The 15,946-nt window shown below is 38.3% G+C and carries 17 protein-coding genes; 7 read left to right on the top strand and 10 right to left on the bottom strand.

Annotated features, from left to right (window positions below; genetic code table 11):
* Positions 1-113: 113 nt before the first annotated feature.
* Genes ACFFUE_RS09875 through ACFFUE_RS09865 form a run of 3 tightly spaced genes read right to left on the bottom strand, consistent with a single transcriptional unit; the run spans position 114 to position 3,226 of the window.
* Entirely contained in the window at positions 114-1,889 is a 1,776-nt protein-coding gene (locus ACFFUE_RS09875) for a ComEC/Rec2 family competence protein (RefSeq protein ID WP_376834922.1), read from the bottom strand.
* A 13-nt stretch (positions 1,890-1,902) separates the two neighbouring features.
* Positions 1,903-3,009 (bottom strand): lipid-A-disaccharide synthase, encoded by a 1,107-nt coding sequence (lpxB, locus tag ACFFUE_RS09870; protein ID WP_376834920.1) that lies wholly within the window; start codon positions 3,007-3,009, stop codon positions 1,903-1,905.
* Between the two features lie 13 nt (positions 3,010-3,022).
* A complete protein-coding gene (locus ACFFUE_RS09865) occupies positions 3,023-3,226 on the bottom strand; it encodes a hypothetical protein (protein ID WP_376834918.1) in 204 nt (67 codons plus the stop codon).
* Between the two features lie 53 nt (positions 3,227-3,279).
* Here ACFFUE_RS09865 and ACFFUE_RS09860 point away from each other — a divergent pair, with 53 nt between their 5' ends.
* The gene (locus tag ACFFUE_RS09860) at positions 3,280-3,789 is read left to right on the top strand and encodes a DUF2480 family protein (protein WP_376834916.1); all 510 of its coding nucleotides are present in this window, start codon (positions 3,280-3,282) and stop codon (positions 3,787-3,789) included.
* Between the two features lie 75 nt (positions 3,790-3,864).
* On the opposite strand, the gene ACFFUE_RS09855 is transcribed toward ACFFUE_RS09860, so the two are convergent.
* Both ACFFUE_RS09855 and ACFFUE_RS09850 read right to left on the bottom strand, forming a co-directional pair.
* Entirely contained in the window at positions 3,865-5,553 is a 1,689-nt protein-coding gene (locus tag ACFFUE_RS09855) for a putative transporter (RefSeq protein WP_376834914.1), read from the bottom strand.
* 148 nt (positions 5,554-5,701) lie between these two features.
* Complete coding sequence (locus ACFFUE_RS09850) at positions 5,702-6,079, bottom strand: MmcQ/YjbR family DNA-binding protein (RefSeq protein ID WP_376834912.1); 378 nt, start codon at positions 6,077-6,079, stop codon at positions 5,702-5,704.
* Positions 6,080-6,261: 182 nt separating this feature from the next.
* Here ACFFUE_RS09850 and ACFFUE_RS09845 point away from each other — a divergent pair, with 182 nt between their 5' ends.
* From ACFFUE_RS09845 to folB, 4 genes are read left to right on the top strand one after another with little or no spacing between them, the layout of a single operon-like run.
* Positions 6,262-7,119 (top strand): YicC/YloC family endoribonuclease, encoded by an 858-nt coding sequence (locus ACFFUE_RS09845; protein WP_376834910.1) that lies wholly within the window; start codon positions 6,262-6,264, stop codon positions 7,117-7,119.
* A 4-nt stretch (positions 7,120-7,123) separates the two neighbouring features.
* The gene (gene gmk, locus ACFFUE_RS09840; protein ID WP_376834908.1) at positions 7,124-7,690 is read left to right on the top strand and encodes a guanylate kinase; all 567 of its coding nucleotides are present in this window, start codon (positions 7,124-7,126) and stop codon (positions 7,688-7,690) included.
* Between the two features lie 9 nt (positions 7,691-7,699).
* Complete coding sequence (nadA, locus tag ACFFUE_RS09835) at positions 7,700-8,692, top strand: quinolinate synthase NadA (RefSeq protein ID WP_376834906.1); 993 nt, start codon at positions 7,700-7,702, stop codon at positions 8,690-8,692.
* A gap of 48 nt (positions 8,693-8,740) precedes the next feature.
* Positions 8,741-9,097 carry a dihydroneopterin aldolase gene (gene folB / locus ACFFUE_RS09830; RefSeq protein WP_376834953.1) on the top strand — a complete coding sequence of 119 codons (357 nt, stop codon included), beginning with the start codon at positions 8,741-8,743 and terminating at the stop codon, positions 9,095-9,097.
* A gap of 15 nt (positions 9,098-9,112) precedes the next feature.
* Here folB and ACFFUE_RS09825 read toward each other — a convergent pair whose 3' ends face one another.
* The 4 genes from ACFFUE_RS09825 to ACFFUE_RS09810 all read right to left on the bottom strand — a co-directional run bounded on the left by ACFFUE_RS09825 (position 9,113) and on the right by ACFFUE_RS09810 (position 13,020).
* On the bottom strand, positions 9,113-11,236 hold the full coding sequence (locus tag ACFFUE_RS09825; RefSeq protein ID WP_376834904.1) for a helix-turn-helix domain-containing protein: 2,124 nt from the start codon (positions 11,234-11,236) through the stop codon (positions 9,113-9,115).
* Between the two features lie 78 nt (positions 11,237-11,314).
* Entirely contained in the window at positions 11,315-11,632 is a 318-nt protein-coding gene (yajC, locus tag ACFFUE_RS09820) for a preprotein translocase subunit YajC (protein ID WP_376834902.1), read from the bottom strand.
* 14 nt (positions 11,633-11,646) lie between these two features.
* Complete coding sequence (locus tag ACFFUE_RS09815) at positions 11,647-12,105, bottom strand: DUF1573 domain-containing protein (protein WP_376834900.1); 459 nt, start codon at positions 12,103-12,105, stop codon at positions 11,647-11,649.
* A gap of 6 nt (positions 12,106-12,111) precedes the next feature.
* On the bottom strand, positions 12,112-13,020 hold the full coding sequence (locus ACFFUE_RS09810; protein ID WP_327983994.1) for a transcription antitermination protein NusB: 909 nt from the start codon (positions 13,018-13,020) through the stop codon (positions 12,112-12,114).
* Between the two features lie 231 nt (positions 13,021-13,251).
* Between ACFFUE_RS09810 and ACFFUE_RS09805 the strand changes: the two genes are divergently transcribed.
* The gene (locus ACFFUE_RS09805; protein ID WP_376834898.1) at positions 13,252-14,892 is read left to right on the top strand and encodes an ABC transporter ATP-binding protein; all 1,641 of its coding nucleotides are present in this window, start codon (positions 13,252-13,254) and stop codon (positions 14,890-14,892) included.
* 140 nt (positions 14,893-15,032) lie between these two features.
* Entirely contained in the window at positions 15,033-15,368 is a 336-nt protein-coding gene (locus ACFFUE_RS09800; protein ID WP_327983991.1) for a DUF3276 family protein, read from the top strand.
* 62 nt (positions 15,369-15,430) lie between these two features.
* Here ACFFUE_RS09800 and ACFFUE_RS09795 read toward each other — a convergent pair whose 3' ends face one another.
* A complete protein-coding gene (locus ACFFUE_RS09795; protein ID WP_376834896.1) occupies positions 15,431-15,895 on the bottom strand; it encodes a hypothetical protein in 465 nt (154 codons plus the stop codon).
* Positions 15,896-15,946 lie beyond the last annotated feature (51 nt).

The following is a 15,946-nucleotide window of genomic DNA, read 5'->3' as shown; positions in this document are numbered from 1 at the left end:
GAATTATAGGTTTAAAATCAAAGCCAATTTTAGTTCATTTATCCCTCTATTGAACATTGTAAATATTGATTGGTTTACAATCTAAATGATTAAAATTTCCACATTATATAGGTTTATTTATCTTCAAAACGGTAGGTTTTGCCTTCATATTCTATCATTTTCACCTTTGGGGATAAAGATTTTACCTCAAAGGATTTTGCTCTTATGGAAATCATATAAGGGTTGATGATGTACTGTTTTACTTTTTTCATATCCGCCTCTTCCCGCACCCAAAAGGTTACTTTGTCATTTTGTTTTACTGAAAAATAGCGTTCTTTGAAGTGATGATGCACCATTGCTTCGCTCTTATGATAAGCGGAAATATCTAATCCTATTTTCAGCATCATTAGCAGCAATACCGCTGTACCAAAGTAAAGTCCGTTTCTAAGATTGGGCGAAACCAGCATCGTTCTCAATCTGTAAAGGCTTAAAAAAAGTAAAATAACCTCCCCAATAGAAAACGGAATGTTTTCTATCCAAGCCAATTCCCAACTTGAAAACCAACCGATGAGTTTTAATATCAATGAAATAAATTGGTCGTAAATCCAGAGAAGTTCAGGGAAAACGAAGTCAATGCCAATCAGAATGGTTAGAATAAAACTAAATGTGATGATGATTTGAACCAGTGGAATTACTATCAAATTAGCCCCAAACGACACCAATGAATACTGATGAAAATAATACAACACCAGCGGTAAAGTTGCCAATTGTGCTGAAATTGTAATCCCAATGATGCTATATGTTGCTTTAATCCATCGGTTGGTAGTTGGCGGCAATCGCTTCAAAATGGGTTGGTAGAATCCGTAAATTCCTAAAACGGCAATGAAACTCAACTGAAATCCTACATCAAACAGCTGATGAGAATCCCAAAGCAAAATCACTAAGGCAGAAAGGGACAAGACATGGAGCATATCGGGCTTGCGTTGCAACAGATGGTAAGCGTAATAAATGGTCAGCATTATACAAGCTCGTACCACGGGATTGCCATAGTCTATCAGTACAGCGAATAGCCAAATGCAGAAAAGGCTCATTAGAATAGCAATAGGTTTCTTTCCGAAACTTAACCGACGGAAAAACCAATACAGCACTCCAAAAATCACAGCGATATGTCCTCCCGAAATGGCTAGAATATGCACCAATCCCGTTTTTGAAAAACTTGCTATGGTGTCCTTATCCATCTCCGTGCGGTCGGCAAGGATAATGCCTTTTAGAAATTCCCTGCTCTTGGATGAGAGTGCAGCACGGTCTATGCTTTGGAGGATATTGAGCCGCAGTTGCTTGATACGTTCAGAAAAGGAGAGTTTTTCTTTATCTGCCATCTGGATATTGCTTGGTGCATAAGCTTGATAATCAATATTCTTCCGTTTTAAATATTGAGCGTAATTAAACTGATAATCCTGCTTTGGTGGAGCCGCTCTATTCAGATACACTTCCGCTTGATAGTAATGAGAAAAATCCAATTCTTGCTGAGACTTAGGAACGGAAAGTACCGCTTTGAATGCTTTATTTTCTTTGAAAAAGCTCACTTCATAGCGTCTATTCTTCTCGTTGGAATTTAATTTTTTATTCAGCTGAAACACGAGTGTTTCTTTTCCTTGAAGATAGGGAACTTCTAAAGGTACCGAGTGAAAAGCGTGTAATACCAATCCTAATGAAAAGAATGCCAGTCCCAGCCCAATCCCTTTAAACTTTTGAAATAACAAAACCCTGCTGAAAGTCAGTATCAAAGTTAAAACTAAACTTCCCAAGAATAAAACACCACCAAGCTCCATTCCCCATCTGAAAGTATCTTGCAGAAAGACGCCTGCAATGAAACAAATACACAAGATGAAAATAGGCTGGCGGTTCATCGTCTTTTTTTATTTAATCCTTACTTACAATGATTTCTGCGGCATTATCGCTGGCACCTTTTCCGCCCAATTTTTGTCTAAGTTCGGCATAATCTTCCAAAATCCGATGGCGGTTTTCATTCAAAATTAAATTTAATTCTTTTACCAGATTTTCCGTAGTTAAATCATTCTGTATCAATTCTTTCACCACTTCTCTATCCATTATTAAATTCACTAAGGAAATATAACGAATATGCTTTACCAATCGCTTTGCAATGGCATAGGAAATAGCACTTCCACGATAACAAACCACCTCTGGAATCCCCAAAAGTGCTGTTTCTAAAGTTGCCGTTCCCGAAGTTACCAATGCCGCTTGGGAACATCGGAGCAAGTCGTAGGTTTTATTGGATACGAAGTGAACATTGTCATCCACATATTTCTCATAGAATGATGGAGGCAAACTTGGAGCTCCCGCAATGACAAATTGATAATCTGGGAAATGTGAACGAACCGACAGCATCATTGCCAGCATCTTTTCTACCTCTTGCTTTCGAGAGCCTGGAAGCAGAGCGATGATGGGATTGCTATTCAACTGGTGCTCGGCTCGGAATTGTTCGGTGTCAATAGGTTTCAAATCAGAGATGGCATCCAATAGTGGGTGTCCTACAAAATGAGCTTCTATCTGATGTTTTTTATAAAAATCTTTTTCAAAAGGAAGAATCACGAGCATATCATCCACATATTGTTTGATGGTCTTTACACGACCTTCCTTCCACGCCCAAAGCTGTGGCGAAATATAATACACCACTCGGATGCCTAGCGACTTTGCAAACTGAGCAATACGCAGATTAAAACCTGGATAATCTACCAGCACCAATACATCGGGACGATACGCTTGAATATCTTTTTTGCAAAGCTTGATGTTTTTCAGAATCGTGCCTAAATTCTGCACTACTTCTATAAAGCCCATAAAGGCTAAATCCCGATAATGTTTTACAGGTTCTTGCTGGGCAACAGCAGCCATTAAATCGCCTCCCCAAAAGCGAAATTCTGCATTAGAATCTTTCTTTAAAATAGATTTCATTAGATTGCTCCCGTGCAAGTCTCCCGAGGCTTCTCCTGCAATGATATAATATTTCATAGGTATAATATGCTTATGATTTTCCAAAAATTTGTTCCACTTCATCTGCCCACTCATTGATTTGTCCCGCTTGCTCTTCAAAAGTATTTTCGGCAATTTCTTCAGAAGATGGGCGTTTGCAAACTCTGAGAAGATGCTCCACCAATTTCAAAATTTCCATATCTTCTGTACTATCTATGCTTAGTTTTAACTCTTGTTTCAATTGTTGCAAATTCATAAAGTTTGGGTTTCAAAAAAATAAGTTTAATTTTGTTTTCAAAGATAAAGAAAATGCAAGAAGATTTAGAAATAAAGAATAAAGTAGCGGAAAGTGGATTGATAAACTTTGATTTGTCTGACCTTTTGCCTAAAGGTGAACGCAAGGGAATTGATTTAAAAGACTTTCTTTGGGAAGGTTTAATCTTGAAAGAGAAGGACTTTCGCGAGAAAGTGAAAAATCTAAAAACTGAGGATTATGCCGATGCTTATGTGTATATTTACAATTCTGAAGAGGCGATCATTCCACTTTGGGCGTATTTTCTGCTTACCGCGAAGCTTACAGGCGTGGCAAAAAAAGTGGTCTATGGTACGCGAGAAGATTTGGAAATGCTACTGATGCATCAGGCGATTCACACTTATGATTTTTCTGAACTTAAAGACCAACGCGTCCTCGTAAAAGGTTGCTCTGAAGACACCATCCCTGTCAATGCTTACATTGAACTGGTAGAACAACTGAAACCTCTTGTGAAATCCCTAATGTTTGGGGAAGCGTGCAGCAATGTTCCGATTTTTAAGAACTAATTCTTTCTATTGAAGTAAAAAATAAAGGACGAATGCGAAATTTCGTCCTTTATTTTTTTTGATTGACAATATATTCTACGCCAATAGCAAAATTAAAATCTGAGCAACAAAAATCCTGAATATCGTTACCAAAGGATAAACTTGTGCGTAGCTTTGCAACGGCACATCACTCTCCAAATACGATGTACTGAAAGACAATGCGGCAGGATCTGTATAGCTACCACTCATAATGCCCGATAGTTGCAAGAAATTAATCTTCATAAAATATCGCCCAATGAACACCATTAGTATCAATGGAATGAAAGTAATCGAAGAGCCATAGAGCAACCAAGTCCAGCCGTTGTATTTCACGAAGTTTTCATAAAAGCCTTCTCCCGCGTGTACGCCCACCGCAGCGAAGAATAGACAGATGCCAAAATCTTTCATAAAGTAAATAGCACCACTATTGAAATACGAATGAATGAAAGAGATGCCACCATATCGGCTAATGAATAATGCCGTAATCAACGGGCCTGCTGCAAAACCAAGTTTGATAGGTACGGGAAGTGATGGAATCATAATGGGAATAGAACCTACAATAATACCGATGAGCAATCCACCGAAAAGCGAAAGAAAATCGGGCTCCATCAATTTTTTCTCTGAATTTCCGATGATGTTTTCGGCTTGTTTTAGAGAGTCTTCTGTTCCTACAATGCGTATTTTATCACCATAAAACAGTTCCAAAGAAGGGCGAGCCAGCATTTCTTTTCCTGCACGGAACACCCTTGTTACCTTTAAATCGTACTGATTGTAAAGGTCTAATTCTGAAAGTTTTTTGTGCATTGCAGATTCTTTGGTCACGAAGAAATTCTTTGCTATGATATCACTTCCTGTTTCTATAAATTGGTCGGTAGAAGGTCTTCCTACGGTTTGGGTAAATTCTTCCAAATCTTTTTCTACGCCTACCAGCATTAGGACATCTCGCATTTTGATATGGGTATCTAGCGTAGGCGAAGAAACCGCTTCCGAACCGCTATGTTTTAGCCTTGAAATCACAATGTTTTTTCCACTTTCGGAGGTGAGCTGGTGCAGGGTTTTCCCTACCACATCGGGATTGGTAATTCTTATTTTTTTACTGATGACGGGTAATTCTGTCTTTATTTTTGCCAATCGGAAGAGTCGCATTTCCTTTTCGGGATGGATTTTTAGAATGATTTTGGAAACGATAATCACCACGATAATGCCCATTACCCCAAGTGGATAAGTGATGGCGTAGCCAATGGCAGGGTCATCAAACACTTTCTCTGGAAACTGCATTTTAATCTCTGCTAAGGTGCTTTTAGCTGCTCCCAGCCCTGGTGTATTGGTAACGGAGCCAGACATAATCCCTACCAAATTTTCAATATTCAAACCAGTGAGTTTAAACAAACCAATGGTAATTACTCCACCCAAAAGGACACAAGAAACAGCGAGTAGATTAAATTTTAGTCCTTCACTTTTGAACGATGAAAAAAACGAAGGACCTACCTGTATCCCCACAGCGTAAACGAATAGGATAAGTCCAAAGTCTCTGATGAAATCTAAAATCTCTTCATTGATTCTATACCCTAAATGACCGAGCAAAAGCCCCGTGAACATTACCGCCGAAACCCCTAAGGATACCTTGGCGATTTTGATGCGTCCAATAAAAATACCCGTACCAATCGCCAGCATAATCACAATGAGCGACTGAATGATGGATGGATTTTCAACGGGTAATAAAAGATGTTTGAGCCAATCGAACATATTAATAAATTTTTCCGTACAAAATTAAAGCATTCTTTGCATAGGTTGTATTAATTTAGAATGAAGTTTGTCAGTCCTGTCACATTCTATACAACTATTTCATTTCTTAAGCATTAGCCTCATTTTCTATTGATTACCTCTCTTAAAGTTAATCTTCAAAAGGGTTTTCAAACTCATATTTCAGTTCTTTCCGAGTTTTGAGTGGAAGTTTTTTCAGAATTTCCTCATAGGAATGGACAATCATTTTCTTCACCAAATCTACCGACAAAGATTCTACATAAACCGTATTCCAATGCTTTTTGTTCATATGATACCCTCCAATGATATGTGGTTCATAGTCTGCACGGAGTTCTTCCGCCAAATCGGGCTGACACTTGAGGTTGATACGCAAAGGCACAGCATCTAAGCCACAAAGCAAAAAGATTTTTCCGTGAGTCTTGAATACCAGCGTCTGTTCATCAAATGGAAAATCCTCTTCTACATCTGGCAACGCAGAGCAAAATTCATAAATATCTTCTATATTCATTTTAGCAGTTTTAATCTTATAAAATCCACAAAGTGTTTCTAATCGCTTTTTCTGGGGACTAATTTAATGAAATTACCAACCTCACCCCAATGGGATTTAACCTAACCTCAGTGAAAATAATCTCTATCAATGGAAAATATTAATTTAAAATCCGTTATTTTTGTGGAATTAATTTCGTAGGTATGATTTTATCAATGACAGGCTTTGGAAGAGCCGAAGGAATTTTTGGAGGAAAAAAAATAACCATAGAAATCAAATCTCTCAATAGCAAAACTTTTGACCTGAACATCCGCGTCCCTCTTCGATACAAGGAAAAAGAATTTGATTTGAGAAAAATGCTGAATGATGGTATTATGCGGGGAAAAGTGGATTGCTATATCAACTATGAAACGCTGGATGATTGTAATGATGTGAAAATCAATAAAGAATTGGTAGCATCTTATATGAAGGAGCTGAAAAGTCTGGCCAATGATGCCCCAGAGTTTGAGTACCTAAAAATGGCTGTAAGAATGCCAGAAGCGATTTCTTCCAAACCAGAAGAATTGGCGGAAGAAGAATGGCTTTATCTTTCTCATCTTACTGCTCAAGCCTTAGAAAAATTTGTTGAATTTAGAAAAACAGAAGGCAAAACCCTAGAGCAAGAATTATCTAAAAATATTGAGCGTATTAAAAATAATCTTTCTGCCGTAGAACCTTATGAAGACGAGCGTCTAACGGGGGTTAAAGAGCGTTATAAAGCAACGCTGAAGGAGTTTGAAAACCTAGACGAAACCAGATTTTATCAGGAAATGGCATATTATGCAGAGAAACTAGATGTATCGGAGGAGAAAGTGAGGCTTGCTCAGCATCTGAAATATTATCTTGATGTGATGACGCAGGAAGAACTGAATGGTAAAAAACTAGGATTTATAGCCCAAGAAATTGGTAGAGAAATCAACACCCTAGGGTCTAAAGCTAATCACGCTGAAATTCAAAAACTGGTAGTGATGATGAAAGACGACCTCGAAAAAATAAAAGAACAAACCCTGAATGTCCTTTAAAAAAATGAACAAAGTTATCATATTTTCAGCCCCATCGGGTAGTGGTAAAACCACCTTGGTAAAACACGCTTTAGAAACCTTTCCAGAGCTGTCTTTTTCTATTTCGTGTACCACAAGGCAACCTCGCGGAGAGGAGAAACACGGCGTAGATTATCATTTTTTAACTCCTGAAGATTTTAGAGCCAAAATAAGCAATGGAGAATTTGTAGAGTACGAAGAAGTCTATACCGATAAATTCTACGGCACTCTAAAAACTGAAGTAGAACGCATCTGGAAACAAGGTAAAACTGTCATCTTTGATGTAGATGTGAAAGGCGGTATTGCCCTGAAAAAATATTTTAAAAACCAAGCCTTATCCATCTTTATAATGCCACCTTCCATTGAAGAATTGGAACGAAGATTAATTAATAGAAATACCGATGATGCAGAAACCATCCGTGTGAGAGTAGCCAAAGCTGAAGAGGAACTCGGACATCAGAACGCGTTTGATAAAACGGTGGTCAATCTTCATTTGGACGATGCAAAAAAAGAAATAGAATCCTTGATTCATCATTTTATTAACGAAGCCTAATTTTATACTATGAGCAATAATCCAGTTAAAAACTTATTAGATATTAAAGACCTTGTAATCCCTCAGGAAGATGATTTGATTCAGGCAATTTTAGACCTCAAAAAAGAGAAAAATGCGGTGATTCTTGCCCATTATTATCAGCCAGCAGAGATTCAAGATATTGCAGATTTCCTTGGAGATTCTCTACAATTGGCAAGACAAGCAAAAGATACCGATGCGGATATGATAGCCTTCTGCGGCGTTCACTTTATGGCAGAAGCTGCAAAAATTCTCAATCCAACCAAAAAAGTGGTTTTGCCAGATGTGGAAGCAGGATGCTCTTTAGCCGATGGCTGTAGTGGAGAAGGACTGAGAGCGATGAGAGCCCAACATCCTGATGCTTTGGTGGCTACTTATATCAATTGTAATGCGGAGACCAAAGCAGAATCAGACATTATTGTTACCAGTTCTAATGCAGAAACCATCATCAATGCATTGCCAGCCGACCGCCCCATCATCTTTGCTCCCGATAAAAACTTGGGACGCTACCTCTCTAAAAAAACAGGAAGGGAAATGATTCTTTGGGATGGAAGCTGCATTGTCCACGAAGCTTTTTCTATGGAGCGAATTGCAAAGCAACTGGCAGAACATCCTGAGGCTAAGCTCATCGCCCATCCAGAAAGTGAAGAACCTGTTTTGGAATTAGCCCATTTTATTGGTTCTACTTCGGCATTGCTCAATTTTGTGGAGAAAGATGAAGCTACACAATTCATCATCGCTACGGAAGAGGGTATCTTACACGAAATGAAAAAAAGAGCTCCACACAAAACGCTGATACCTGCCTTGGTATTTGATGAAAGCTGCAATTGTTCGGAGTGTTTCTTTATGAAACGCAATACCTTAGAGAAACTATACCTTTGTATGAAATATGAACTTCCAGAAATCACCATCGATGAAGACCTAAGACTAAAAGCCTTAGCACCAATTGAAAAAATGCTGGAACTGTCTCAAAGTATAAAATAAAAACCAAGGTTGAGCATAAAACTCAACCTTAATTTATCCCTTATCCCTATGCCTAAAATTATTCTTGAAGATATTAAAATCTACGCTTATCACGGTGTTTTGCCAGAGGAAACCCTTACGGGAACTTACTATTTGGTCAATGTAGAGTTGCACACAGATTTGTGGAAAGCCGCTCAAACCGATGATTTGTCAGATACCATCAATTATGCCGAAGTGAATAGCATCATCCATCAAGAGATGGCTATCCCATCCCAGTTATTAGAATATGTAGCAGGGAGAATCATTAGAAAAATTCACGAGTGTTTCCCTACCATTGGTTTTATCAAAGTGAAACTCACCAAAACCTCGCCACCAATGCAAGGCGAAATGAAAGGCGTAAGTATAGAGCTGGAGCAGCGGTTTTAGGAAAAATTCTTTAGGCTAATCTTTTCTATCAAAAAAAGTCCATAGCAAGCGGATTTCTCCAAATTCAAAATCATCGGGGAGATGTTTTTTCCAATCGTTGAGATTGTCAAAAGTTTCCTCTTGGTGCAGTTGTTTAAAAGTTTCTATTTTTTCTTTCGGAATAATGCGTTTCAAATCCTCATTGGAGAGGGTGCCATTTTCTGCAAATTTTGTAAAATGCCCTATGATGGTAGGTTTTAGCACGCCGCGTTCTTTGGCAATTTCCGCTACGGATTTTCCCTGCTCAAAGAGTTGCCAAGTAAGAATATGGGTAGGCACTTTTTTTACAGCAATGCTTATTCCTTTCTTATTATCGGTATCAAAAAGAGGCGTTTCTAGAAGCTGAAGGTCTTGCAAATCGGTAAGGTAATCTTCCATATCTCCAAGGAGAGTTCTGGCAATATCATTGTAGCCTTTCAGCCCTGTGGCTCCTTTGGTTTCTGCATAAAATGTTTTGAAAGGGTCAAAGATTTTCTCATTAATATTATCAAAGAAAAATTTTACGGCACCTTTGGCTTTGGTTTCTACATCGCTCCAAGCTTCATTGCCTTCAATGTGTTTTTTGATTTTTTGCTGAAGGATTTTCCCAAATTTCTCGTGGATAGGATAGAGGAGTTCTGCTTCGGATTTGATGGTGAAATACAGTTGCTTCACCGTTTCCTGATTCAGCTTTTTGCTTTCTGTAGCAGCTTTATACCAGTTTTCTATTTCATTTTTTAGCCATTGGCAATCTAGGCGTTGTATCACTTTTTGGGTGCTGTAATCGTATTTTTCAACGCTTACCATCTGCTCTATCTTATCGTTGGCATTGGTAGTATCTTGGAAGCCTACCACCCTTTTATCGCTAAAAATCACCTCGGGGGTAATTTTGGATTTTAAAACAATGCCCTCCAAAGTACGACAACGCGACAAGGCAACATAGACCTGCCCCGAAGCAAAGGATTGCCCCGCATCGATAATCACCCTATCAAAGGTAAGCCCTTGAGATTTATGAATGGTAACCGCCCAAGCCAGGCGGATAGGGTATTGCTCAAAACTGCCCAATACTTCTTCCTCTATGCTCTTATCCTTGCTTAGGGTATATTTTTTATTTTCCCAGACTTCTTTTTTCAGTTTGTACTCCTCATTACTTCCTTCTATCAGTACATAGATATCGTCCCCCGTAAGGCGTACAATTTCGGCTAATTTTCCATTGAAGTATTTGCGTTCGTGGGTAGCATCATTTCGGATGAACATCACTTGCGAACCTACTTTCAGTTCCAATTTTACATCGTTGGGATATTGGCTTTCTTTAAAATCACCTACAATTTTGGCTTCATAAAAGTATGATGGACTGGGCAAATCACTCAGTTTTTTCTGATTGATATCATCAGCAATGCGATTGTGAGAGGTAAGATAGATGTAGGTTTCTTCCTTTGGTTCAAAATCTGGCTGGTATCTGGAGTTTAATAGTTCAAAGTCTATCCCCTTAGCATCACCATCTCTAATGGCATTGAGAATTTCTAAAAAATCCTCGTCTTTCTGCCGATAGACTTTGGTAAGTTCTATGGTAACCAAATTGAGATTTTGCACCGCCAAAGCACTGAAAAAAAATGGCGATGGGTAATATTGGGACAAAAGATGTTCATCCCGAACTACTGGTGGCAACTGATGTAAATCTCCTATGAACAGCATCTGCACGCCTCCGAAAGGCAACTGATTGCGGCGAACAAAACGCAACGAGAAATCCATCATATCCAAAACATCAGCACGGAGCATAGAGACCTCATCTATGATGATGAGTTCTATCTCTCGCAAAAGTTTAAGCTTTTCTTTTCGATATTTGAAATGCCCCATCAAATCGGCAATATTATTGCCCAATTGGCTGTCTATACGCTCTGTAGTGGGCAGGAAAGGTCGCAGTGGTAATCCAAACATCGAGTGGATGGTAACCCCACCCGCATTGATAGCGGCAATTCCTGTGGGAGCTACAATGATGTGTTTTTTTCTGGTTTTGGCGACAAAATTATTGAGGAAAGTGGTCTTCCCCGTTCCTGCTTTCCCCGTAAGGAAAATGCTACGGCTGGTATGCTCTACAAGGTCAAATAACTGCGGATTCATTATGCCAAATTTAGGAAAAAAAGTATAAAAAAAACCCACTTTTAAATGGGCTTTTTAGTTTAATCTTAAAATATAAATCTACTTCTTATCGCCAGTAGTTTCTGGAAATCTCTGCTGAGTAAATTCTCTAGAGATGGCAGCTTTTTCAAATTTCAGTTTCCCTGATAGCGTTTCTATAACCACGCCGTCCTCCTGAATCTGTGCAATTCTCCCGTGAAGCCCCGAAGTAGTGACTACCCTACTCCCGATTTTTAAATTCTCCTGAAAGTTTTTCTCTTTCTTTTGCTTTTGCATCTGTGGACGCAGCATCACAAAATACATAAAGACAAAAAACAATCCAAATATAATGAGCGTAGGCATACTATCCCCCGCTGTTTGTAAAAATATCGTAATCATACTTATTATTTAAATTATTGTACAACATTAGCAGAGAAAGTAAGCACAATAGGTGCTGTCTCTACATTGGCATAAACTTCAGCTTGCTTGTTTTGCAAGCCATCAAAACTTGATGAATCAAATCTTAGAGTAATTTGTCCTTTTTGCCCTGGCATAATTGGCTCTTTGGTATAGTCTGGAGCAGTACAGCCACACGCTGGTTTTACCATAGAAATGATAAGTGGATTATTACCCGTATTGGTTACCTCATATATATGTTCTACAGACTCCCCTTTCTTCACATCTTTAAAATCCCAATGATTTTCAGATAGTGCCAGAGAGGTCATTGGAGCATTAGATGTTGCCACTGCATCTTCTTGAGGGGTACTCACAGCCACTTCAGCAGTTGACTCAGATGCATCGGTCTTTTCAGCTTTGTTGCAAGATGCTAATACCATTGCAACTGCAGATAACATTAAAATAGTCTTTTTCATATTGTCTTAATTAATTCTATTGGTATCTTTTGAATATTTATCTAAAATTCCGTTGATAAAAATATTGGATTTCTCTGTAGAGAATACTTTGGAAATCTCAACATACTCATTAATGATGATGCGAGATGCCGTAGCAGGAAAATGGTCAAACTCTGAGATGCCCGCTATCAGAATAACCTTATCCATCAGGGAAACTCTTTCCAAATCCCAGTTTTGCAAGCGTTCTTCTATTTTTTTCTCGGTAGCTTCCCAGTTCTTAACGGATTCCCAAAGCAGTTTTCTAGCAAAAATCTTATCATCCTCATCCTTTATCATCTGAATAAGCGTATGGCTTGGTTGCTCCTCTTTCATAAAGCCAATGGTCTTCTGCACCATAGAATTACCGATGTGGAAACCATCTGCCCAGCTCATCTCCTTTTCTTCCAGTCTATCGTGGAAGTCATCATTTTCTGCAATGTAACGAAGAAATAGTTTCCCGATAAACTTTTGGTCTTCCTCAAAGGAAACCTGCTCCTCCTTCATATAATCTTGATAGCGTTTGCTGGCAATGATTCTTTGGAAAGTTTTTACTAAAAGTTCATCGTGCATATCCCATTTGAGTTCTTGATGTTTTGAGGTGAAACTCAATCGTTCCATATTCTCTTCCAACTGGACAAGCACCTGATTATTAATAAACTTTTGATTAGGATTCAGCTCCGCTTCGGTTTTAATGAATTTTTGTTTTCCGATTTCAATCTGCCGCTGGGCTAAATCTTTCAACGCAACTAAGAAATTGAGCTGATAGACATAGAGGTGGTAGATTCTTTCGATTTCGGAAAACATTCTTTTTTCCAAAACATCATACTGAATAGGATTTTGATAATGAGAGTACAAGGTCTCTACTACTTTTTCGCGAATTTGTCTTCTTCCAAGCATTCAAAGAACTTTTATTGTGGCAAAGATAGTAAAAAAGTTTGGAAAATGGAGAGCAGTTGGATTTTAGAGAGGAAGAAACCGAGGCAATCACCTTGGGAATAATTCCTACTTTAGTGAACCTAAAATCAAAATATTCCAATGTAAATTTCTATCTCAAAAAAATCTATTACAACGCATTAAATTGATAATCCTAAATTCCTCTTAATCTCAAATTTAGTATTTTTGCAACTTATGAACGCTCTCAAAACCCTTAATCCCTACTTTTGGAAACACAGAACACTACTGTTTTGGGGATTCTTATTCATTGTTGCCAGCAATTTTTTCAATATCTACAAGGTTCAGTTCGTAGGAAAATCCGTAGATGAATTGGCTCAAAATGGACACTTAGGATTTAACAAACAGGTACTCACCTATGTGGGCATCATCATCATTTCTTCCCTACTTACGGGGTTCTTCACCTTTATGATGCGGCAAACTATCATTGTGGCTTCACGAAATATAGAGTACGAACTCAAAAATAAAATCTACCGCCATTACCAAGAACTTTCCCTCACAGAGTACAAAAAAAATACAATTGGTGACCTGATGAACCGCCTTAGCGAAGATGTGGTAGCCGTGAGAATGTATCTAGGACCTGGCGTGATGTATGTGGTCAATCTACTGGTGTTGCTCATCATCACGGGGATTTATATGCTAAAAACCGATGCTCAAATGACACTATGGGCATTGCTCCCGTTTCCCATCCTCTCCTATACCATTTACAAAGTGAGCTCCATCATCAATCAAAAGTCGAAAACAATGCAAAAAAGCCAATCTGCTATTTCCACTTTTGTACAAGATAGCTTTTCTGGAATCCGAGTGATAAAATACTTTGCCAAGGAAAAATACATTGCTCAAAACTACACCAATAAAGTAACCGACTATCAAGACAAGGCATTAGATTTAGCCAAAACTGAAGCTTACTTCTTCACCATCATCCTTTTCGTGATTGGGCTACTGAATGTTGCCATTCTCTATATCGGAGGGAGTAAATACATCGATGGTAAAATTTCCGTAGGACTCATCGCCGACTTCTTTCTCTACATCAACATCCTGATTTGGCCTTTTTCCTTAGTGGGATGGGTAGTTTCGGTAAACCAAAGAGCCGAAGCGTCTATGGCAAGAATCAATGAATTTCTAAGTAAGAAATCTGATATTACCAATCATAATTTTGAGACATACCCCATCCAAGGCAACATCGAGTTTCGCAATGTCTCCTACACTTATCCCAATACAGGCATCCAAGCACTTAAAAACCTTAGTTTCAAAATCAATGCTGGTGAAACCCTCGCCATAATGGGAAAAACAGGTAGCGGAAAAACCACCATAGCCTTGCTTTTAGCCAGATTAATAGACCCTACCGAGGGTGAAATTTTGATAGATGGTAAAAACTTAAAAGAACACAACCTCTACCATTACCGCCAGCATATAGGCTACATTCCACAAGAAAGCTACCTTTTTTCTGATACCATAGAAAACAACATTGGCTTTGCCATAGACCATCCAAGCCACGAGCAAATTGTAGAATACGCCAAAAAAGCCGATGTTCATAAAAATATTGTCAATTTCAAAGACCAATATCAGACAATGGTGGGCGAGCGAGGCGTGATGCTATCCGGAGGACAAAAACAAAGAATCTGCATCGCAAGAGCGTTGATTAGACAACCCGAAATCCTCATTTTTGATGATTCCCTATCTGCTTTGGATACAGAAACGGAAGAAAATATCTTAAAAAACATAGAAAAAGACCTCAAAAAAGCCACTTCCATCATCATTACCCATAGAGAAAGCAGTGCCAAAAGAGCAGATAAAATCCTAAATCTAAGCATTTAATTATTTAAAAATCAATTAAATAAAACAATATACCCTATTTTTCACTTTTAAATTTTATGAGCTTTTATGCAAAAAATATTTTGAAATTAAAAGATTTCTTTTATATTTGTTGAAATAAGATTTCTAAAAAACATCGTACAATGAGTGATTACAAAGAGCGCCACGAAAATGAAATTTTCACCAAGGTGCTAAAAGCAGGAAGAAGAACGTATTTTTTTGACGTGCGCGAGACTAAGGCAGGAGATTATTATCTTACCATTACCGAGAGTAAAAAGAATTTTTCTGACAACGGAGAAGCTACTTTTGAAAAGCATAAAATCTATCTCTACAAAGAAGATTTCAAAGCATTTCAGGAAATGTTCAGCGAAGCTACAGATTTCATTATCACAGAGAAAGGGGAAGATGTTATCTCTGAAAAACACGACAAAGATTTCAAAAATCGCTCGTTCACCATCGAGTCTGATGAAGAAATCTAAAAACTTTTTCCTTTTAAAGAAAATAAAAGCATCTCAAATAAAACGAGATGCTTTTTGCTTTTCTACTTTTTCTCTTCTGAATAGACCAACACTGCCCTACCCGATTCACAGACTATCTTAGTAGGCGATGCCGTTACGGCACAATCTGACATTGCTCCATATTCTAAATTATAAGCAGAACTTTGCCTATTAAATTCCGTAATTTTAGGCAAAATCTCGCGTTCCAACTTTATAGGATATGCGATGTAAGACGCAGGACCTCCACACGCTTTAGACCCCAATGGTGAAATCCGCCAATCCTTTGCATCGGTGCAATGCTCTTCATTGATAAGGTCCTCTATCTCGGTGCGAAGTTTCAGCATATTATTCTCATCTATTTTCCTTTCGCTATCCACTGTGGCAACTGGATTTCGCTTCGGCATTTGGCTAATATCCTTCGGCAAATTGCTATGCTCTTGGAGGGTTTGCTTGGATTGACACGCTATTACCGAAATGCAGATTAATATCACAGAGATGAGTCTATTCATTTTTATCATTTAAGAATCTATTGCTTTCAAATATCAAGCCAATTTGCCTTG

Source organism: Bergeyella porcorum (assembly GCF_042427575.1).
In the GTDB taxonomy this organism is placed as follows: Bacteria; Bacteroidota; Bacteroidia; order Flavobacteriales; family Weeksellaceae; genus Bergeyella; species Bergeyella porcorum.
The sequence above is the reverse complement of the archived record's forward strand: the minus strand, read 5'-3'. Positions and strand labels throughout refer to the sequence as shown.